The 20680-nt window shown below is 65.7% G+C and carries 15 protein-coding genes and 1 tRNA gene; 3 read left to right on the forward strand and 13 right to left on the reverse strand.

From position 1 onward, the window contains the following. Positions 1–27 precede the first annotated feature (27 nt). The 5 genes from A3CW_RS0139400 to A3CW_RS0139420 form a co-directional block, all read right to left on the reverse strand. Positions 28–3510, reverse strand: coding sequence for an error-prone DNA polymerase (locus A3CW_RS0139400; RefSeq protein ID WP_028208443.1), 3483 nt, complete (start codon positions 3508–3510; stop codon positions 28–30). Positions 3511–3544: 34 nt separating this feature from the next. Continuing rightward, the gene (locus A3CW_RS0139405; protein ID WP_035515294.1) at positions 3545–5143 is read right to left on the reverse strand and encodes a Y-family DNA polymerase; all 1599 of its coding nucleotides are present in this window, start codon (positions 5141–5143) and stop codon (positions 3545–3547) included. Then, positions 5052–5909 (reverse strand): translesion DNA synthesis-associated protein ImuA, encoded by an 858-nt coding sequence (imuA, locus tag A3CW_RS0139410; protein WP_028208445.1) that lies wholly within the window; start codon positions 5907–5909, stop codon positions 5052–5054. Before imuA ends, A3CW_RS0139405 begins: the two co-directional genes overlap by 92 nt. A 292-nt stretch (positions 5910–6201) precedes the next feature. Beyond that, positions 6202–7824 (reverse strand): NAD(P)/FAD-dependent oxidoreductase, encoded by a 1623-nt coding sequence (locus A3CW_RS0139415; protein ID WP_028208446.1) that lies wholly within the window; start codon positions 7822–7824, stop codon positions 6202–6204. 172 nt (positions 7825–7996) lie between these two features. Continuing rightward, a tRNA-Pro gene (locus A3CW_RS0139420) sits at positions 7997–8073 on the reverse strand. 162 nt (positions 8074–8235) lie between these two features. Between A3CW_RS0139420 and sixA the strand changes: the two genes are divergently transcribed. After that, entirely contained in the window at positions 8236–8700 is a 465-nt protein-coding gene (gene sixA / locus A3CW_RS0139425) for a phosphohistidine phosphatase SixA (protein WP_028208447.1), read from the forward strand. Between the two features lie 250 nt (positions 8701–8950). After that, on the forward strand, positions 8951–9769 hold the full coding sequence (locus A3CW_RS0139430) for a GNAT family N-acetyltransferase (protein WP_028208448.1): 819 nt from the start codon (positions 8951–8953) through the stop codon (positions 9767–9769). 115 nt (positions 9770–9884) lie between these two features. Here A3CW_RS0139430 and ppx read toward each other — a convergent pair whose 3' ends face one another. Continuing rightward, positions 9885–11486, reverse strand: coding sequence for an exopolyphosphatase (ppx, locus tag A3CW_RS0139435; protein WP_407669811.1), 1602 nt, complete (start codon positions 11484–11486; stop codon positions 9885–9887). A gap of 214 nt (positions 11487–11700) precedes the next feature. Here ppx and ppk1 point away from each other — a divergent pair, with 214 nt between their 5' ends. Next, positions 11701–13764 carry a polyphosphate kinase 1 gene (gene ppk1, locus A3CW_RS0139440; protein ID WP_028208450.1) on the forward strand — a complete coding sequence of 688 codons (2064 nt, stop codon included), beginning with the start codon at positions 11701–11703 and terminating at the stop codon, positions 13762–13764. A gap of 81 nt (positions 13765–13845) precedes the next feature. Here the strand turns inward: ppk1 and phoR are convergent, their stop codons facing one another. The 7 genes from phoR to pstS form a co-directional block, all read right to left on the reverse strand. Then, positions 13846–15159, reverse strand: coding sequence for a phosphate regulon sensor histidine kinase PhoR (phoR, locus tag A3CW_RS0139445; protein ID WP_028208451.1), 1314 nt, complete (start codon positions 15157–15159; stop codon positions 13846–13848). A gap of 132 nt (positions 15160–15291) precedes the next feature. Further along, positions 15292–15993: a phosphate regulon transcriptional regulator PhoB gene (gene phoB / locus A3CW_RS0139450; RefSeq protein WP_028208452.1), complete on the reverse strand. Its 702-nt coding sequence runs from the start codon at positions 15991–15993 to the stop codon at positions 15292–15294. 30 nt (positions 15994–16023) lie between these two features. Continuing rightward, positions 16024–16728, reverse strand: a complete 705-nt coding sequence (gene phoU, locus A3CW_RS0139455) for a phosphate signaling complex protein PhoU (RefSeq protein WP_028208453.1) — start codon at positions 16726–16728, stop codon at positions 16024–16026. 19 nt (positions 16729–16747) lie between these two features. Then, on the reverse strand, positions 16748–17602 hold the full coding sequence (pstB, locus tag A3CW_RS0139460; RefSeq protein ID WP_375542105.1) for a phosphate ABC transporter ATP-binding protein PstB: 855 nt from the start codon (positions 17600–17602) through the stop codon (positions 16748–16750). Between the two features lie 20 nt (positions 17603–17622). Further along, the gene (gene pstA / locus A3CW_RS0139465; protein WP_028208455.1) at positions 17623–18519 is read right to left on the reverse strand and encodes a phosphate ABC transporter permease PstA; all 897 of its coding nucleotides are present in this window, start codon (positions 18517–18519) and stop codon (positions 17623–17625) included. Continuing rightward, on the reverse strand, positions 18516–19502 hold the full coding sequence (gene pstC / locus A3CW_RS0139470) for a phosphate ABC transporter permease PstC (protein ID WP_028208456.1): 987 nt from the start codon (positions 19500–19502) through the stop codon (positions 18516–18518). Before pstC ends, pstA begins: the two co-directional genes overlap by 4 nt. A gap of 206 nt (positions 19503–19708) precedes the next feature. Next, positions 19709–20680, reverse strand: a 972-nt coding sequence (gene pstS / locus A3CW_RS0139475) for a phosphate ABC transporter substrate-binding protein PstS (protein WP_028208457.1), incomplete at its 5' end; no start/stop codon positions are given.

The raw sequence follows: 20680 nt of genomic DNA on the forward strand, positions 1-20680 counted from the left end.
GCGAGCCGGCCGCTTTCCCGCGAAAATTCAGTGAAAATTACGGCTCTCGGTTGCGAGGCGCCCGAGCAGCCGGCTGTGGTCCTCCAGCCGGTGCGCCACGAGGTGCACGACCTCGCCCTCGCGCTGCACCACGCCCGCCACCGCCAGCAGCGAAGACCCTAGCAGTTCCTTGCGCTGCGACTCGACGAGCGACGCGTGCACGATCACGTTGACGCTGCCGGTCTCGTCCTCGAGCGATACGAAGATCGTGCCGTTCGCCGTACCCGGCCGCTGCCGCACCGTCACGATCCCGCACACGCGCGCGAGCATGCCGTGCCGGCAATGCGCCAGTTGCTCCGCCGTGCGAAAACGCTGCCTGGTCAGGCCGTGGCGCAGCAGCTCGAGCGGATGGCGATTGAGCGTGAGACGCAGGCTCGCGTAATCGGCGACGATTTCCGCGCCTTCGGAAGCGCGCGGCAACGCCAGCGGCGCCTCGGCCACGGGCGCGTCGCGCAACAGCGCGGGCACCGCGTGCTGCGCGGTCACGGCCCACCACGCCTCGCGCCGATGGCCCGCGATGCTCGCGAGCGCGTTCGACGCCGCCAGCGCCTCCAGCTCGCGCCGCGTGAGCGTCGCGCGCCGCGCGAGATCGTCGACGTCGGTGAACGGCGCACGATCGCGCGCCTCAATCACACGCCGCGCGGCATCTTCGGAAAAGCCCTTGATGAGACTGAAGCCGAGGCGCACGGCCGGGCCGCCGCGTCCATAGCGCCGCGGCGCAAGCGCAATGCGCGAGCGCACGACGCGCTTGAGGCCGTCCATGAACCTGTGCCGCCGGCCGCCGCGCTTGAGCGTGCCCCTGCGCGTCAACGCGGCCGCGCCCAGCAGCGCGCGATAACGCAGCCCCTCGGCGTTGCGCGCGCGAACCGCCTCGTCATCGAGCCGCTCGCCGGGTGCGCCGCGCCGCTCCAGCACCGACGCCCAGTCGCTCAACGCGATATCGGGCGCGCGCACCTGCACGCCGTGACGCTTCGCATCCTGCACGAGCTGGGAAGGCGAATAGAAACCGAGCGGCTGACTATTCAGCAGTCCTGCCAGAAATGCGGCGGGCTCGTAACGCTTGAGCCACGAGCTCGTGTAGACGAGCAGCGCGAAACTCGCCGCATGGCTTTCCGGAAAGCCGTAGTCGCCGAAACCCTCGATCTGCTTGCAGATGCGCTCGGCGAATTCCAGCGAGTAGCCCTTCTTGAGCATGCGCTTCGTGAGATCGGCCTGATACGGCCGCAGGTCTCCATCGCGCCGCCATGCGGCCATCGCGCGGCGCAGCTTGTCGGCTTCCTCGCCGGTGTAGTCGGCGGCGACCATCGCGAGATGCATCACCTGCTCCTGGAAGATCGGCACGCCGAGCGTGCGTTCGAGCACCGGGCGCAATTCTTCCTTCGCATATTCCACCGCCTCGTCGCCGTGCCGGCGCTTGAGGTACGGATGCACCATGTCGCCCTGGATCGGCCCCGGCCGCACGATCGCCACCTGGATCACGAGGTCGTAGTACGTGCGCGGCCGCAAACGCGGCAACATGCTCTGCTGCGCGCGCGACTCGATCTGGAACACGCCGACCGTATCGGCCCTGGCGCACATGCGATACACCGCCGGGTCCTCGACCGGAATGTCCTGCACGCGCATCTCGGGCAGCCCGCGCCTGAGCGCCACGAATTCAAGCGAGCGGCGGATCGCCGAGAGCATGCCGAGCGCGAGCACGTCCACTTTCAGCAGCCGCAGCGCGTCGATATCGTCCTTGTCCCACTCGATCACGTAGCGGTCCTTCATCGCCGCGTTTTCGATCGGCACGAGGCGCGAGAGCTTGTCGCGCGCGATCACGAAACCGCCCACGTGCTGCGAGAGATGGCGCGGAAAACCGCGCAGCTCGCGCGTGAGGCGGATGAGCTGCTGCGTGACGTGCGAGTCGGGCGAAAAGCCCGCTTCCTCCAGATGGCGCGCGATCGAATCGGGGCCGTCCCACCACTGATGCGCGCCTGAGAGCTTTTCGACGAGCGCACTGTCGAGGCCGAGCGCCTTGCCGACATCGCGCAACGCGCTGCGCGAGCGATAGGTGATGAGCGTCGCGGCCAGCGCGGCGCGGCGCGTGCCGTACTTGCGATAGATGTACTGAATGACCTCTTCGCGGCGCTGATGCTCGAAGTCGACATCGATGTCGGGCGGCTCGTTGCGCGCGCGAGAGAGAAAACGCGCCACGAGCATGTTCATGCGCACGGGGTCGATCTCCGTGATCTTCAGGCAGTAGCAGACCACCGAGTTCGCCGCCGAGCCCCGCCCCTGGCACAGGATCTTCTGATCGCGCGCGAAGCGGACGATGTCGTGCACCGTGAGGAAGTACTTCTCGTACTTCAGCTCGTCGATGAGCTCGAGCTCCTGTTCGATCTGATCCCGGCGCTTGTCGTTCAGGCCGTCGGGCCAGCGCTCCAGTGCGCCCTTCATCACGAGCTTGCGCAGCCACGACTGCGGCGTCTCGCCGGGCGGCACCAGTTCCTCGGGATATTCGTAGGCCAGCTCGCCGAGCGAAAACGTGCAGCGGCGCGCAACGTCGAGCGTCGCGTCGAGCGCCTCGCGCGGATAAATCGCGCCAAGCCGCACGCGCGAGCGCAGATGGCGCTCCGCATTCGCCTCCAGCGCGCGCCCGCACGAAGCGAGCGGCTTGCCGATACGGATCGCGCTCAGCGTATCCTGCAACGGCTTGCGCGAACGCGCGTGCATCAGCACCCCGCCCGCCGCGACGAGCGGCAGGCCGCTCTCCTGCGAGACATGGCGCAGCACTTCGATCTGCGTGTCGTCGCCGCCGGTTTGCCAGAGTTCGAGCGCGAGCCAGGCGCGCTCGGCCGCGAAGCCCGCGAGCCAGTGCGCGGCGCGCAGCGTTTGCGCGAGCGTGGCCGTGCGCTGCGGCACGAGCAGCAACACGCACTCGCGCAAGTGCTTCAGATGCTCGAAACCTGTCCCGGGCTCGGTGAAATCGGCGGGATGCACGCGATAGCTGCCCTTTGCCGCCCGCGAGCGCGCAAGCGTGATCAGCTCGCAAAGATTGCCGTAGCCTTCGCGGGTCATGGCGAGCGCAACGATCGTGCAGAACGGTGCGCCATGTTCGTCGACGAGATTCAGCTCGCTGCCGGTGAGCAGGTGCAGCGACGGCTCGAACGGGCCCAAGGCCGCGGCGGCGGTATGGCCGCCGCGTTCGCGGGCCTCGCGCACGGCTTCGTCATGCGCCTTTTTGCGCGCCTCGTCGTATTCGTTGAGCGCGCTCCAGGCGCGCACGACGCCCGCGAACGAGCATTCGTCGGTGATCGCGAGCGCGCGGTAGCCGTGGCGGATCGCCTGCTCGACCATCTCGCCCGGGCGCGACGCGCCGTGCAGGAAGGTGAAATTGGTCAGGCAGTGCAGCTCGGCGTAGTCAGGCAGCTGCGCGGCCCACTGCGCCGGCAACTGTGGAGGCGACGACGCGCCCGTCCCGCTGATCGACATGATTCCTGAAATCCGAAAGAACGACGAATAAGCGCTAGCCGAAAAGCCCTTGCAGATACCACTGGCCGCCAATGCGCTCGCGATACAGCCAGAACATGCGGCCCTGGTCGTCGGCGGCGACGTAGTAGTCGCGCCCGACGCCCTCGCCGTCCCACCAGCCGGACTCGATGCGCTCGGTCCGCGTGAGCGTCTTCAGCGGCCGTCGATAAACGGGCCGGTCGCCGCGCGTCGCGAGCTTGAGCGGCTTTTCGAGCAGCCACGCCGGGCGCGGCTGGGTCGGCAGCGGCACCTCGGGCAGGTCGAAGGCGCTTTGCACGGGTGCGCTCGCGCGGGCTTCCTGCTGCGGCTTGCCGGCCTTGCGCGGCTTGCGCGTACGCTTCGCGCCGCTCTCGCGGTAAGGCCGCGCCGACATCGCCAGTTCGGGCCGATGATCGTCCTCGACGAAAAGCTGCAGCACGTTCTGCTCGCCAAGCCGCGCGCCGATGCGCTCGAAGAGCTGCCCGAGCGACGCCTCGGCGGCCTCGGCCATCGGAAAGAGCGTGTCGGTGGGCGCCGAGTATTCGCTCACCTGCGAGGCGACGAGCGCAAGGCCGATCACGGGCGCGGCAAGCTCGGTCTGATTCAGGCGCTCGCGAAGCAGCCATAGCAGATGCTCGGCGTCGCGCGAAGGCGACGCCCAGGCGATCGTGAGGCTAGACGTGCGCGGCGCGTGACGCGAAGCCAGCTCGTGCTCCAGACGCAGCTCGAAGCCGCTCAACGCCGCGTGCTGCGCGGCCAGCCAGCCGGCCAGCTGCATCACGAGCCGGCGCGCGGCAAAGAGCAGCGCCTCGGCGCTCTCCACGCGCGCCTGCAATTCGAGCGACGCGTGAAAGGACGGCGGCGCGACAAACCAGACGCGCGGATCGGGCGCCTCGCCGCGCGCCTGCGCGAGCCAGCCGAGCACGCCGTCGCCGAAACGCCGCACGATGCCGTCGCGCGGCAACCTCCGCAAGTCACCGAGCGTCGCGCAGCCGATCTGCGTGAGCGCGTGGTCGTGCTGCGCGGCGAACGGCGCAAGCGTGACCGGCAGCGAATCGAGCACGCGCGCGAGCGTCGTTGCCTTGAGCACGTGCCAGCGGCGCGACGAGCGCGTGACGTGCGCCTGCGCGAGCGTCCACGCCCCCCACGCCGTGGGCGCACACGCCATGCGCGCGGCGTGCCCGCAGCCGGCCACTGTCGCCGCGACCCTGGCGAGCAGCGCACGCACGCCGCCGAAAAGACGCAAGCCCGAGCCGACCTCGAGCAACAACGTGTGCGACGGCGCGAACGACACCTTGGGCGTATAGGCGAGCAACGCGAGCGCGAGCGCCTCGAACGCGCGGGTCTCGCGCGCCGGATCGGCTTCGAGCAGCACGAGCCCCGGCGCGAGCGCGAGCGCGTGCGAGCGCGTGTTGCCGGGCTCGACGCCTGAGCGCAGCGCGTCGAGATCGGCGATCAGGATGCGCGTGTGGTCGGCGAGCGCGTAGCAGCGCGGCGCACTGGCGACATCGGCATCGACGCTTTCAGGCAGGAGCGGCGTTGATGGCGCCGGCGGCATCAGAGGTCTGACGGCCTCCAGCGGCAACAACGGCAAGGTGACGGCGATCCACAGCATGATTGACCCCGGGCCACGGCATGACGACGGAGGCTGCGTCCGGCTGGGGCAGCACCGCGTCCTGCAGCGGCAATGTAATGACAAGTGGCTGGGCGGGCGGCGGCCCGCGGCGCTTGAAGATATCGACGGAGAGCGCGGCGAGCTGCATCCATTGCCGGCGGTTCAGGTTCGTGTCGTCGGGCGGCGGCACCGGCGCGCAGGTCATGCGCAGCGGCGCCGGCGACGACTGGTTGCGCGCCGCGAGCGGCCGGACGAGAAACGCGAGCGCCTGCGAATCCTGGGCGGCGACCTGCAGACGGCGCACGGCGTCGGCGCGCGCCTTCGTCTGCCAGAGCAGCACGGCGCCCATGCCTTCCTGCTTGAGCGCCTGCTCGGCCACCCAGGCGGATTCGTCTTCGGCCGCGCGCACCCAGATCACGCGCTCGAGCGCGACCCCCCATGCCTTGAGCGCGCAGGCGTAGGGGCGCCACGGCGGCGCGACGAGCAGCACGTGCCGGCCCGCCTGCGCGGTGAGCGCGCGCAACGCCGGCGCGACGAGCCGCATCTCGCCCACGCCGCCCTGCTCGACGAGCAGCTCGGTCAGGCTGCCCGCGGGCCAGCCGGCGCCGGGGAGCTGGGCGTCGAGCGTGGCGTGGCCGCTCGGCACCGTGCGCTCGCTGGCGCGCGCGAGCTGATCGCCTTGCCACACGCGGCTTTGCAGCCGGGGGGGCAAGTGCGCGGCGAGTTGCGCGGTGGTCTGCGCAGTGATGTGGGCGGCTGCTGCCATGGTTCGTGGCCTGATTGATGGGAACGCTCCGCCCTGCCCGGCAAGAAATGGGGCATCGGCAGGAAGGAGGCGGCGCGCCTCCACCTGTATATTTATACAGTATTTTGAGAGATTGGAGGAGGCGGAAATTGGGGATGGGTCATTTTGCGATCCAATGCAAAATGCTGATCCATACTCTTGCGCGATGGACCGGCCGCCGGACGTCGTGCTTACGTCCGGGGCAAACGCCGCTTGATACTCACCGCCAGCCCGATGCGGGTGACGGCGATAAAGGGCGCGGATCTTGTTGCTATCAGGACGCGTGCGCTGACGTCAGATCGAGCGCCACGGCTTGCGCCACTTCGATGCCGTCGATGGCCGCCGAGTAGATACCACCGGCATACCCGGCGCCCTCGCCGGCCGGATACAGACCTTCGACGTTCATGCTCTGGTAATTGTCTTTGCGCCGAATCCGCAGCGGCGAAGAGGTGCGCGTCTCCACGCCGGTGAGGACCGCATCGTGCATCGCGAAGCCTGCGAGCTTCTTGTCGATCTGAGGCAGGGCTTCACGGATGGCTTCAATCACGTAGTCGGGCAGCGCGGTGCTGAGATCGGTCGGGTGCACACCCGGCTTGTAAGACGGCACCACGGAGCCGAGCGACGTCGACGGACGGCCGGCGATAAAGTCGCCGACCAGCTGGCCCGGCGCCTGGTAATTGCCGCCGCCGAGTTCGAACGCCCGTTCTTCCCACTTGCGCTGGAAGGCGATGCCCGCGAGCGGGCCGCCCGGATAGTCCTCCGGCGTGATGCCGACGACGATGCCCGCGTTCGCGTTGCGCTCGGCCCGCGAATACTGGCTCATGCCATTGGTGACCACGCGGCCGGGTTCGGAAGTCGCCGCGACCACCGTGCCGCCCGGGCACATGCAGAAGCTATAGACCGCCCGTCCATTGTTGGCGTGATGCACCACCTTGTAGTCGGCCGCGCCGAGTTGCTTGTGGCCCGCGAACTTGCCGAAACGGCTGCGATCGATCAGCCCCTGCGGATGCTCGATGCGAAAGCCCAGCGAAAACGGCTTGGCTTCCATGAACACGCCGCGCTCGTGCAGCATCTGGAAGGTATCGCGGGCGCTATGGCCGACGGCCAGCACGACGTGGTCGCACGGCAGCGTCTCGCCGTTCGAAAGCTTGAGCGCGCGCACCTTGCCCTGTTCGATTTCGATGTCTTCGACGCGGGTTTCGAAGCGCACTTCACCGCCCAGCTCGTGGATGGTGGCGCGCATTTTTTCCACCATGCTGACGAGACGGAACGTGCCGATGTGCGGCCGGCTCAGATACAGGATGTCTTCCGGCGCGCCCGCCTTGACGAACTCCTCGAGCACTTTGCGGCCGTAGTGGTGCGGATCCTTGATCTGGCTGTACAGCTTGCCGTCGGAAAACGTCCCGGCCCCGCCTTCGCCGAACTGCACGTTGGATTCGGGGTTGAGCACGGACTTGCGCCACAGCCCGAAGGTGTCCTTGGTGCGCTCGCGCACGGCCTTGCCGCGCTCGAGGATGATGGGACGAAAGCCCATCTGCGCGAGGATCAGTCCCGCGAACAGGCCGCACGGTCCCATGCCGATCACCACCGGACGCGGACGCGTCGAATGCTCGGGCGCCTTCGCAACAAAGCGGTAGGTCATGTCCGGCGTCACCCCGCAATGCGGCTGGCCGGCGATCCGCTTGAGCACGGCCGCTTCGTCCTTGACTTCGACGTCGACGATATAGGTCAGCTTGATATCCGAGCGCTTGCGTGCATCGTGCGCACGGCGGAATACGGTGTAACGCTCGAGCGCGTCCGCCGCTACGCCGAGATCCGCGAGGCGTCCCCGAATCGCGGCTTCAAGTTCGCTTTCGGCGTGGTCGAGGGGGAGTTTGACTTCGGATAAACGTAACATGGCTGCCAGGGTGCGATCGCCACGGGAATGGTGGCCGATCCGTATTTTATAGGCTCGGCGGCTTGTCAAATGGAACGCAAGCCGTACGACGAAACGCGAGCGCGTATGAGCCAACATGGGAGAAAAAGAAAAAGGGGCTACAGGCCAATGGCGTGTAACCCCTCGGTATTGCTGGTCGGAGCGATAGGATTCGAACCTACGACCCTCTGATCCCAAATCAGATGCGCTACCAGGCTGCGCTACGCTCCGACGAATCATCGATTGTATCGGCACTGATGCCATGCCGTCAAATCTGCGCGAACGATAGCGACAAAAAGAGATCCGCAGCACGTGCTTGCCGCACACCAGCGAGGCGTGCACCATGACAGCACACACAGCACGTGCACCCATACCCCAAAAAAAGGAGACGCCATGCACCTCATCCTCTGGCGCCACGCCGAAGCCGAAGACATCGCCGCCAGCGACCTCTCCCGCCAGCTCACCACGCGCGGGCGCAAGCAGGCGCAGAACGTCGCACGCTGGCTACGCGCGCGCCTGCCCGAGGACGCCGTGATCCTCGCCAGCCCCGCCGCACGTACCATCCAGACCGCGGAGGCACTGACCGACCAGTATCGCGTCGTGCGCGAACTCGCGCCCGATGCGAGCGTCGAGGAGGTGCTGACCGCCGTCGGCTGGCCCGAGGGCCTCGCGTCCACGGTCGTGGTGGTCGGCCATCAGCCCACGCTCGGCGAAGTCGCGGCGCGGCTGCTCTCGGGCGGCGCCGATTCGCGCAGCTGGGCCGTGAAGAAGGCCGGCGTGCTCTGGCTCGCGAGCCGCGAGCGCGACGGCGGCGACCAGGCCGTCCTGCACGCGGCCATCACGCCCGATCTCGTCTAGCCTTCCCCCCGCCTACGCCTGCCTCACCGGGCCGCCTGCATGCGGCCCCTACAACGATTCAAGCGCGATTCAAGCGCGATTCAAGCGCACTTCAAGCGCGCTTCAAACGCTCCCGCCGCCCCCGGCCTTTCGGCCGCGCGTCCGTCTGCCTTACACCACGTCATCGAATCGTCATTGCGTTTTCATGGAAACGTAACCGCGTATTACTACATTGCCGGAAAAGTTCTCTTACTTCCGACCAGGACGCCCCATGCGAGATATGCCGACGCCCACCCTGCCGTTCGCCTCGACGCTGTTCGAGTCGAACCGACGCTTGCCGCGTGCCGAAGAAACGGTCACCGCGCAGCATCGGCTGCAGGTGGCCTGGGCTCGCACCGACGAGGAGCTGCGCGAAGCCCAGCGCCTGCGCTACCGCGTTTTCGCCGAAGAGATGGGCGCACGCCTCACGGGCCCCGCCGGCCTCGACGTCGACGCCTTCGACGCCTACTGCGACCACCTGCTCGTGCGCGACCTCGACACGCTCAAGGTCGTCGGCACCTACCGCGTGCTGCCGCCGCACCAGGCGGCGCGCATCGGCCGCCTCTATGCCGAAAGCGAATTCGACGTCTCGCGCCTCGCACATCTGCGCCCGAAAATGGTCGAGGTGGGCCGCTCGTGCGTGCACCCCGACTACCGCAGCGGCTCGGTCATCATGTCGCTGTGGGGCGGTCTGGGCGGCTATATGCAGCACAACGGCTACGAGACGATGCTCGGCTGCGCGAGCGTCGCCATGGCCGACGGTGGCCACTACGCAGCGAACCTGTACTGCGCGATCGGCGCGGACGCGCTGACCGCGCCCGAATACCGCGCGTTCCCGCACACGCCGCTGCCCGTCGAGGAACTGCGCACCGGGACGCCCGCCGTGCCGCCGCCGCTCATCAAGGGCTATCTGCGCCTTGGCGCGAAGATCTGCGGTGCGCCCGCCTGGGACCCCGACTTCAACACCGCCGACTTCCTCACCCTCTTCCGGCTCTCGGAAATCAACGAACGTTACGCGCGCCACTTCCTCGGCGAAGCCGTCACGCGTTAAGGCCTCGCCCGCCCTTCAGTCGGCAAAAATCGGTGGGCAAAATCAGCGGACAAAAAAAGCCCGGCTCACAAACGAGCCGGGCTTTTTTATCGGCGAGACGCGCAGCACGCGGCGCTCACTCCTCCGTATAGACCACGCGATACGGAATGCCGATCTTGCCCCATTCCGCCGCCTCCTGAACGAGGTTGTAATCGGTGAGCGGATTGTTCTGGACCCACGCATTGGGCAACAGCACTTCGTAGCCGTTCCCCTCCTCCTCGACCGTGATGTGCGGCAGGCCGACATCGGCGCGGCGGCGCGTCAGCAGCGCGGCGAGGCGCAGACAGAACAGCAGCGTCCATTCCACATCGCGCGTTTGCGAGAGCTTGCCGAGCTTGCCCACGTGGCCGAGCACGAGCGCGGCGAGACGCGCCTGGTCGGTGCGCGAGAAGCCGGGCATGTCCGCGTTGCTGGCGATGTAGGCCGAATGCTTGTGGTACGCACTGTGCGAGATGGAAAGCCCGATTTCGTGCAGCGACGCCGCCCACGTGAGGAACATGCGGTTCTCTTCGCGGCGCTCCTCGTCGGGCTCCTCGAACTGGTCGTAGAACTTCACGGCGAGCTCGCCAATGCGCCCCGCCTGCGCGCGATCCACGCCGTAGCGGCGCATGAAGCCCTCCACCGTGACCGTACGCATGTCCTCGTGCTGCGAGCGGCCCAGCAGGTCGTAGAGCACGCCCAGGCGCAGCGCGCCGTCCGTGGTATCGACATAGTCGATGCCGAGCTCCTCGAACACCGCGATCATGATCGAGAGGCCGCCCGCCAGCACTGGGATGCGGTCGGGCTTGAGCGCGACGAGCTTGAGCCGGTTGACGTTCTCGGCCTTGATGAGCGCGCGCTTCAGGCGCTCGAGGCCGCCGCGCGAAATGCCGTGCGTGATGCCGGGATCGTTGAAGCCGTTCGCCTCGACGAGTTCCGCGAGCGCGCGCGCCGTGCCCGACGAGCCGATCGCCTGGTCCCAGCCGGTCTTGCGGTAGTCGGCGGAAATGATCTGGATTTCGCGCGTGGCCGCGAGTTCGGCCTGGCGCATGGTGTACTCGTCGACGTTGCCCGAGGGGAAGAACTGCCGGCTATGGCTCACGCAGCCGATATAGAGGCTTTCCATGCGGATCGGCGTGTAGTGCGCACCGATGATGAACTCGGTCGAGCCGCCGCCGATGTCCACCACGAAGCGCTTGCCCGCGCTCGCCGGTACCGAGTGCGCGGCGCCCGCATAGATGAGACGCGCTTCTTCGCGCCCCGCGATCACTTCGATCGGGAAGCCGAGCGCGGCTTCCGCTTCGGTGAGGAACTCGCGCGAGTTCTTGGCGACACGCAACGTATTGGTCGCCACCGCGCGCACCTGATCGGGATGGAAGTCGCGCAGGCGCTCGCCGAAGCGCTTGAGCGCATCCCAGCCGCGCACCTGCGAGGCGCGGTCGAGCAGTTTGTCCCTCGAGAGGCCGGCCGCGAGGCGCACCGGTTCGCGCAGCGCGTCCACCGGGTAGATCTGGCTGCCGGCGTCGGTTTCCTCGACGCGGCCTACGATCAGACGAAAGCTGTTCGAACCGAGATCGACGGCGGCAAGCAGTTGGGGGTTGGTGACCATCGAAGGGGCAGGCTCCATGCGTGCATACAGAGACGAACGCGCGGCCATGCGGGCTTGTTGCTCCGCCGCCGCGCTGTCCAAATGCGTCATTTTAAGCGTAGCCGACTTCACCATGTCGCTCCTCGCATTGGTCATGACCATGGGTACTTTTACCCAGGGTGCATGTTCGCAACGCGTCTTGTCGATTTCGTGAAAATGCGGCGTAAAATTTATGACACTTCGAATGTCACAATAAAGTCATATTACTGTGAGAATTTCCGAGCGTCCGTTCGAATCTATTCCTGACATTCCGTTTTCATTGCCGATGTCCATCCGCTATCCCCTACTCAATCGCGAACTGGGCATTCTGGGATTCAATGAGCGTGTGCTCGCACAGGCGTCCGATCCCGCTGTTCCTTTGCTGGAGCGCTTGCGCTTCATCTGTATCACCAGCAGCAACCTCGACGAATTCTTCGAAGTCCGTATGGCCGGGCTTCAGGAGCAGATGCGCGACAACCCGGGCGTGCTCTCGCCCGACGGCATGTCGCTGCAGCACGTGTACGACCTCGTGGTCGAGCGCGCGCAGCGTCTCGTGCATCGCCAGTACCGCATGCTGCACGACACCGTGCTACCCGCGCTCGAACAGGAAGGCATTTACTTCCACGGCACCGACGCCTGGAACGAAGCGCAAACCGCATGGGCGCGCAACTACTTCCTCGACGAACTGCTGCCCGTTCTCACGCCCATCGGGCTCGATCCCGCGCACCCGTTCCCGCGCGTGCTCAACAAGAGCCTGAACTTCGTGGTCGAACTCGAAGGCAAGGACGCCTTTGGCCGTCAGGCCGTCATGGGCATCGTGCAGGCGCCCCGCGCACTGCCGCGCCTCGTGCGCATGCCACAGGAACTTTCCGGCTTCCAGCACGGCTTCGTGCTGCTCGGCTCGCTCCTGCAGCGCTTCGTGGGCGAGCTGTTTCCGAGCCTCGTCGTGCGCAGCTGCAACCAGTTCCGCATCACGCGCAACAGTGAACTCTTCGTCGACGAAGACGAAATCACCAACCTGCGCGTGGCGCTGCAGGGCGAACTGCCCGCGCGGCACCTGGGCAATGCGGTGCGGCTCGAAGTGTCGGCGGAAACGCCCCCGCATCTCGTGAAGCGCCTGCTCGACGAAAGCGGTCTCGACGAAAAGGACTGCTATTTCGTCGATGGCCCCGTGAATCTCGTGCGGCTCATGCAGCTGCCCGAGATGGTCGATCGCCCCGACCTCAAGTTCGTGCCGCACGTGCCCGCCATTCCGCGGCGCATCGCCGCGAACAGCAACATGTTCGACGTGATCGATCAGGGCGACGTGCTCCTGCATCATCCGTACGAGAGCTTCCAGCCCGTGCTCGAACTGCTGCTGCAGGCCGCCAACGATCCGAACGTCCTCGCGATCAAGCAGACGATCTACCGCACCGGCACCGACTCGCCGCTCATGGACGCGCTCATGCAGGCCGCGCGCAACGGCAAGGAAGTGACGGTGGTGGTGGAGCTGCTCGCGCGCTTCGACGAAGAGACCAACATCAACTGGGCCGCCCAGCTCGAAGCCGTGGGCGCGCACGTGGTGTACGGCGTGGTGGGCCACAAGTGCCACGCCAAGATGATGCTGATCGTGCGCCGCGTGCCCGTGAACGGGCGCATGGTGCTGCGCCGCTACGTCCACCTGGGCACGGGCAACTACCATCCGCGCACGGCGCGCCTCTACACCGACTTCGGCCTCATGACCTCGGAGCCGAAGATGTGCGAGGACGTGCACCACGTCTTCCAGCAGCTCACGGGCATCGGCGGCGAGCTGCAGCTGCACGATCTGTGGCAGTCGCCGTTCACGCTACATCCGAAGATGATCGAGGCGATCCGCAACGAAGCCGATGCCGCGCGCGCGGGCAAGAAGGCACGCATCGTCGCGAAGATGAACGCGCTGCTCGAGCCGACCGTGATCGACGAGTTGTACGAAGCATCGCAGGCCGGCGTGAAGATCGACCTGATCATTCGTGGCGTGTGCTCGCTGCAGCCGGGCGTGCCCGGGCTCTCCGAGAACATCACGGTGCGCTCGATCGTCGGGCGCTTCCTCGAGCACCACCGCATCTATTACTTCTATGCGGGCGGCAAGGAAGACGTCTACCTGTCGAGCGCGGACTGGATGGATCGCAACCTGTTCCGCCGCGTCGAAGTGGCGTTCCCGATTCACGACCGCAGGCTCAAGCGCCGCGTGATCGCCGAAGGGCTTTCCACCTTCCTCGGCGACAATCAATCGGCGTGGCTCATGCAAAGCGACGGCCACTATCGCCGCCGCCGGGCGGGCAAGGCCGTGCGCAATGCACAGTTGAGCTTGCTGGCGAAGTTCTGTCCGTGATGCCTTGACGGATCGATCACGCTGAACGCAAAAAAAAGCCGCTTCGAATGAAGCGGCTTTTTCGATTGCGGGGGCGTTTCGTTACACCGGCGCCGGCTGCCTTCTCGTCGTGCGCGCGGTCGGGAAGCGCACCGTGAACGTGCTGCCCCGCCCTTCCTCGCTCTTCACTTCGAGCGCCGCGTCGTGACGCTGCAGCACGTGCTTGACGATCGCAAGGCCCAGTCCCGTGCCGCCCGTGTCGCGCGAGCGGCTGCGATCCACGCGATAGAAGCGCTCGGTCAGGCGCGGAATATCGGCGGCTGGAATGCCAAGGCCGCTGTCGGTGACCGCAAATATCGCGTTGCCGTGTTCCGCGCGCCAGGACAGATGCACCGTGCCGCCGTCCGGCGTGTAGCGCACCGCGTTGGTCGCCAGATTGCCGAGCGCGCTCATGATCTCGGTTTCGGAACCGGTGACGCTCAATCCATCGTCGAAATCGGCCGTGATGCGGTGATGCCCGCCCGAGAGGCTTTCGGCGTCCTCGCGCACGTGCCCGAGCACCGCGCGCATATCGACCATATGGTCGCCGGGCTGACGCCCCTCGCCTTCGAGCTTGGCGAGCACGAGCAAATCGGTGACGATGTGGCGCATGCGCGAGGCCTGTTGCTCCATCAGCTCCAGGTAGCGGTTGCGCTCGGCTTCGCCAAGCGGCAGTTCGCGCATCGTCTCGAGGAAGCCCGAGAGCACCGTGATCGGCGTTTTCAGCTCGTGCGAGACGTTGGCCACGAAGTCGCGCCGCATGGCGTCGGTGCGCTCGAGTTCCGTGATGTCCTGCGACAGGATGAGCTTGCGGTTCTCGCCGTACGGAAACACCTGCACCGAGATCACGTTCTGACGCTTCGCGCCCATGCCGCGCATGATCAGCATGTCCTTGTAATCGTGCGAATTGAGGTAGCGCACGAAGTCGGGCTGACGCACGAGATGCGTGATGTGCTGGCGCAGGTCGCGCTTGGCGTCGAGGCCGAAGTGGACTTCCGAGATCGCGTTGCACCACTCGATCTGGTCGTGGTCGTCGAGCATGGCGACGCCGTTGGGCGAAGCCTGGATCGCCTGGATGAAACGCGAGTGCTGCTGCTCCACCTGGCGCACCTGAGCGTGCCAGCGCTTCGCGAGCTTGTGCAGACGGTAGTAGATTTCGCCCCAGATGCCGGGAGCGCTCGGCACTTCGCCGTAGACCGGCGCGTCGAGCAGGCGCCAGAGGCGCTGCTTGTGAAACGTGCTGAAGAGCATTTGCGCGAGCAGCGCCAGCACGGCGATGCTCAGCGCGATCTTGACGCCGAAAATCGCGCCAACACCCGCGCAAATGAGCGCGAGCAACACGATCGATACGAGGGAGCGCGCCCAGATGATGTTCATGTTCCTGCGATCGAAGATAAATACGGTCGGATGCGGGCACGCGACATCTAGTGACTACCGCGCGAGTACCGGCGGCAGTGAAACGGCCGCGCCGCCCGGTGATTCACCCTGCGGCGCGGCCATGGATCCAGCTCAGGCGCTCTTGGCGAGACGGTAGCCGCTGCCGCGCACCGTTTCGATCATAGCATCGCACCCAGCGGGCTTGAGCGCGGCGCGCAGACGCTTGATATGCACGTCCACCGTGCGCTCTTCCACGAACACGTGATCGCCCCACACCTGGTCGAGTAGCTGCGTGCGGCTGTGCACGCGCTCGGGATGCGTCATGAAGAAGTGCAGCAGGCGGAACTCGGTCGGGCCGAGATCGAGCTTGATTTCCGAGCCTTCGGCGGCGGCCGCCACGCGGTGCGTGGCCGGATCGAGCTTCAGACCGTTGATCGCCACCACGTCTTCCGTGAGCTGCGGCGCGCGGCGGCGCAGCACCGCCTTGATGCGCGCCATCAGCTCCTTGGGCGAGAACGGCTTCGTCACGTAGTCGTCAGCGCCGATTTCGAGGCCGAGCACCTTGTCCTGCTCGTCGCCTCGCGCGGTCAGCATGATGATCGGAATATGCTTCGTGCGCTCGTTGGTGCGCAGGTCGCGCGCGAAGTTCACACCCGACTTGCCCGGCAACATCCAGTCGAGCAGGATGAGATCGGGCAGCACGTCGCTGATCAGGTTCTGCGCCTGCTCCGCGTTGTAGGCGCGGATCGGGCAGTGGCCTGCGTGCTGCAGGTTCACCGAAATCAGCTCGGAAATGGCGGGCTCGTCTTCGATGACGAGAATGCTGCTAGGCATCGGCACCTCTTGACCTTGTTACCTGTTGAATTAGCTGAGTGCTTCGCGTTCGAGGGCGTCGCGCGACTTGTGGCGCACGTCGGTACCCTTCACGATGTAGATGATGAATTCCGCGATGTTCTTCGCGTGGTCGCCGATCCGCTCGATCGCCTTGGCGATGAACAGATAATCGAGGCCCACCGAAATCGTGCGCGGATCTTCCATCATGTAGCTCACGAGCTTGCGCACGAACGCGCGGAATTCCTCGTCGATCGCCTTGTCGTCGCGCACGATCTGCGCGGCGGCCACGGTGTCGAGGCGCGCGAACGCGTCGAGCGCGCGGCGCAGGATCGACACGGCCATTTCGCCCGAGACCTTGATTTCGGCGATGTTGACGGTGCGCGAAGCGCCGTCTTCCATCAGGCGCTTGGTGCGCTTGGCGATCTTCTCGGCTTCGTCGCCGGCGCGCTCGAGATTCGTGATGGTCTTCGAAATGGCGAGCACGAGGCGCAAGTCACGCGCGGCCGGCTGGCGGCGCGCGATGATATTGCTGCACTCCTCGTCGATCTCGACTTCCATCGTGTTGAGGCGGTCTTCGGCGGCGATCACGCGTGCGGCGGCCTCGCTGTCGAAGTCGTTGAGCGCCTGCATTGCCGTGATGATCTGCGATTCGACGAGGCCGCCCATTTCGAGCACCTTCGACGAAATGAGGTTCAAATCGGCGTCGAACTGGCTGGACAAGTGTTTGTCGGACATGATTTGCTCCCTGCTCCGATTAGCCGAAGCGGCCGGTGATGTAGTCTTCCGTTTCCTTGCGGACCGGCTTGATGAAGATCTTTTCGGTGTCGCCGAACTCGATCAGTTCACCAAGGTACATATATGCAGTGTAGTCCGAGCAACGCGCGGCCTGCTGCATGTTATGGGTGACGATCACCACCGTGTAATCGCTCTTGAGTTCCGCGATCAGCTCTTCAATACGGCCCGTGGAAATCGGGTCGAGCGCCGAGCATGGCTCGTCGAGCAGCAGCACTTCGGGGCGGATCGCAATGCCGCGCGCGATACACAGGCGCTGCTGCTGGCCGCCCGAGAGGCCGTAGCCGCTCTGGCCGAGCTTGTCCTTCACTTCGTTCCAGAGCGCGGCCTTGGTGAGCGCCCATTCCACGCGGTCATCCATTTCCGGGCGCGAGAGCTTCTCGAACATCTTCACGCCGAACGCGATGTTGTCGTAAATCGACATCGGGAACGGGGTCGGCTTCTGGAACACCATGCCGATACGCGCACGCAAGAGCGAGATGTCGCGCTTCGTGGTGAGCAGGTTTTCGCCGTCCATGAGGATCTCGCCCTCGGCACGCTGCTCCGGATAGAGCGCGTACATCTTGTTGAACGTGCGCAGCAGCGTGGACTTGCCGCAGCCCGACGGGCCGATGAACGCCGTCACCTTGCCTTCGGGAATCTGCAGGTTGATGTTCTTCAGCGCGTGATACTTGTTGTAGAAGAAGTTCAGGTCCTTCACTTCGATCTTCGGCTTGCCCAGCGCCGGCAGGCGTGCGTTCTGGGCGGGATCCGCAGGTTCAAACCCAGCGGAGGGCGCATTGCCGTGCGCAGCGGTGTTGAGGTGACTCTCAGCCATGTTCATCGGGAACTCCGCCCTTATTTCTTCGAAAATACCGTGCGCGCGAGGATATTCAGACCCAGCACGCCCAGCGTGATCAGGAAAACGCCGGCCCACGCAAGCGACTGCCACTGCGCAAACGGGCTCATCGCAAACTTGAAGATCGTGACCGGCAGGTTCGCGATCGGTTGATTCATGTCGGCGCTGAAGAACTGGTTCGACAGCGCGGTGAAGAGCAGCGGCGCGGTCTCGCCAGCGATACGGGCGATTGCGAGCAGCACGCCCGTCACGATGCCCGCGATCGACGCCTTGAGCGTGATGGAGAGCACCATCTTCCACTTCGGCGTGCCGAGTGCGAAGGCCGCTTCGCGCAGCGCGTTCGGCACGAGCTTGAGCATGTTCTCGGTCGTGCGGATCACGATCGGAACCTGCAGCAGTGCGAGCGCAATCGCGCCGGCCCAGCCGCTGAAGTGGCCCATCTTCGCCACGACGAGCGCGTAGACGAACAGGCCCACGACGATCGAAGGCGCCGACAGCAGAATGTCGTTGATGAAGCGCGTGACGCTCGCGAGCCAGCCCTTCTGGCCATATTCCGCGAGATAAATACCCGCGAGAATGCCGATCGGCGTGCCGACGAACGTTGCAATCACGACGAGCAGCAGGCTGCCGACAATGGCGTTGGCAAGACCGCCGCCATCGGTGTTCGGCGGCGGCGTCGACTGCGTGAACAGATCCAGCGAAAGACCGCCGATGCCGAGCGAAATCGTCGTGTAGAGAATCCACACGAGCCAAAGAAGGCCGAACGCCATGGCGGCGAGCGAGAGCGTGAGCGCGATCGCGTTGGTCACGCGGCGGCGGCGCTGCAGCCTGTCGCGCATGCGATCCAGTTCGGTGCCGTAAATCGCACCTGGAATTTTCATCATCGGTTCGCTCATCGCGCACCCTCCGATTTTTCAAGGCGCAGCAACATGAGCTTCGAGATCGACAGCACGATGAACGTGATCACGAACAGGATCAGGCCGAGTTCCATCAGCGCGGCGGTGTGCAGGCCCGGGCTCGCTTCCGCGAACTCGTTGGCGAGGGCCGAGGTGATGCTGTTACCCGGCGAAAAGAGCGACACGTTGTCGAGCAGGTTCGTATTACCGATCACGAACGTGACGGCCATCGTCTCGCCGAGCGCGCGGCCGAGCCCCAGCATCACGCCGCCGATCACGCCGGTCTTGGTGAACGGCAGCACGATCTTCCACATCACTTCCCAGGTCGTGCAGCCAATACCGTAGGCCGACTCCTTGAGCAGCACGGGCGTGACTTCGAACACGTCGCGCATGACCGAGGCGATGTACGGAATGATCATGATCGCGAGAATCACGCCAGCGCACAGAATGCCGATGCCGATGGGCGCGCCCTGGAACAGCGCGCCGACGATCGGCATGCCGCCCAGCAGCGAACCGAGCGGCTTTTCGAACCACTGCGCGAAGATCGGCGCGAATACGAGCAGACCCCACATACCGTAGACGATCGACGGGATCGCGGCGAGCAGTTCGATGGCGATGCCGAGCGGGCGGCGCAGCCACGCGGGCGAAAGCTCGGTGAGGAACAGCGCGATGCCGAAGCTCACAGGCACGGCGATGACGAGCGCGATGATCGAGGTGGCGATCGTGCCGTAGATGGGCACGAGCGCGCCGAACTGCTCGCTGGGTGGATCCCAGTCGGCAGTCCAGAGGAATGCGAAACCGAATTTCTGGATCGTCGGCAACGAGGCGACGATCAGTGACACGATGATGCCGCCGAGCAGCAACAACGTGACGATGGCGGCGAGGCGTGCGAGGCCGCCAAAAATGATGTCCCCTGCCGGGCTGGGCGCTTTTTGCTGCGCGGCGTTGCCGGGCGGGTTCGACACGAGCGGGACGTCGGACATGGTGACCTGGGTTCCAGTTGCCGCAAGCGCGGGGCTCACGACGTTGATGCAGCCGTGGGACTGCAGATCGCCCGGCTTCCGGCCGTGAACACTGACAGCCGGGAGGCGGGCGGCACCTCATGGACAGCGCGGATTCAGGCAAGCCACAAGCGAACAGGCCGCGCGCGTCACGCGGCGGCCTCTTTTACGCTTGCCTGACGCCTTGCTTACTCAGCGATCGGCTTGCCGCTCGCGTCCTTGACCTTCTCCTTCCACTGCGACTTGATTTCGCTCACGACCGACTGCGGCAGCGAGATGTAATCGAGGCTGTCAGCAGCCGGCGTGCCATTCTTGAACGCCCAGTCGAAGAACTTGAGCGTTTCCTTGCCCTGGTCCGGCTTGTCCTGTGCCGTGTGCAGCAGCACGAAGGTCGCGCCGACCACCGGCCATGCGTCTTTGCCCGGCTCGTTCGTGAGGATCTGGTAGAACGACTTCTTCCAGTCCGCGCCNGCGGCCGCNGCCTTGAACGTTTCGGTGNNCGGCTGAACCACNGCGCCCGNNTCGTTCTTCATNGCNGNGTAGACCATNTGNTTNTGCTTGGCGTACGCCCACTCGACGTAGCCGATCGCGCCCGGCAGACGCTGCACGAAGGCGGCCACGCCGTCGTTGCCCTTGCCGCCCGTGCCCGTCGGCCAGCTCACGGTCGTGCCTTCGCCGACCTTGCTCTTCCACTCGGGGTTGACCTTCGAGAGGTAGTTCGTCCAGATGAAGCTGGTGCCCGAGCCGTCGGCGCGGCGGACCACGGCGATGTCGAGATCAGGCAGCTTGACCTTCGGGTTCAGCGCGACGATGGCCGGATCGTTCCACTTCTTGATCTTGCCGAGGTAGATGTCGCCGAGCACCGGGCCCGACAGGGTGATCTCGCCCGGCTTCACGCCCGGCACGTTGATCGCCGGCACGACGCCGCCGACCACCGTCGGAAACTGGAACAGGCCTTCCTTGGCCAGATCCTCGTCCTTCAGCGGAGCGTCCGAGCCCGCGAAGTCCACCGTCTTGGCTTGAATCTGCTTGATGCCGCCCGACGAGCCAATGCCCTGGTAGTTGACCTTGCCGCCGCCCGACTTTTGATAGGCATCCGCCCATTTCGTATAGATCGGTGCTGCGAAGGTGCTACCCGCGCCGGTGATGTCAGCAGCCTG

The sequence above is a fragment of the Paraburkholderia nodosa DSM 21604 genome, from assembly GCF_000519185.1.
Lineage (GTDB): Bacteria > Pseudomonadota > Gammaproteobacteria > Burkholderiales > Burkholderiaceae > Paraburkholderia > Paraburkholderia nodosa.

Coding starts and splice junctions, on each gene's coding strand:
- A3CW_RS0139415 (WP_028208446.1), bottom strand. CDS start 7,824: ATGTTACGTTTATCCGAAGTCAAACTCCCCCTCGACCACGCCGAAAGC.
- A3CW_RS0139405 (WP_035515294.1), bottom strand. CDS start 5,143: ATGCTGTGGATCGCCGTCACCTTGCCGTTGTTGCCGCTGGAGGCCGTC.
- ppx (WP_407669811.1), bottom strand. CDS start 11,486: ATGACGCATTTGGACAGCGCGGCGGCGGAGCAACAAGCCCGCATGGCC.
- pstC (WP_028208456.1), bottom strand. CDS start 19,502: ATGTCCGACGTCCCGCTCGTGTCGAACCCGCCCGGCAACGCCGCGCAG.
- pstA (WP_028208455.1), bottom strand. CDS start 18,519: ATGAGCGAACCGATGATGAAAATTCCAGGTGCGATTTACGGCACCGAA.
- A3CW_RS0139400 (WP_028208443.1), bottom strand. CDS start 3,510: ATGTCGATCAGCGGGACGGGCGCGTCGTCGCCTCCACAGTTGCCGGCG.
- phoB (WP_028208452.1), bottom strand. CDS start 15,993: ATGCCTAGCAGCATTCTCGTCATCGAAGACGAGCCCGCCATTTCCGAG.
- pstB (WP_375542105.1), bottom strand. CDS start 17,602: ATGGCTGAGAGTCACCTCAACACCGCTGCGCACGGCAATGCGCCCTCC.
- phoU (WP_028208453.1), bottom strand. CDS start 16,728: ATGTCCGACAAACACTTGTCCAGCCAGTTCGACGCCGATTTGAACCTC.
- imuA (WP_028208445.1), bottom strand. CDS start 5,909: ATGGCAGCAGCCGCCCACATCACTGCGCAGACCACCGCGCAACTCGCC.
- sixA (WP_028208447.1), top strand. CDS start 8,236: ATGCACCTCATCCTCTGGCGCCACGCCGAAGCCGAAGACATCGCCGCC.
- phoR (WP_028208451.1), bottom strand. CDS start 15,159: ATGAACATCATCTGGGCGCGCTCCCTCGTATCGATCGTGTTGCTCGCG.
- A3CW_RS0139430 (WP_028208448.1), top strand. CDS start 8,951: ATGCGAGATATGCCGACGCCCACCCTGCCGTTCGCCTCGACGCTGTTC.
- ppk1 (WP_028208450.1), top strand. CDS start 11,701: ATGTCCATCCGCTATCCCCTACTCAATCGCGAACTGGGCATTCTGGGA.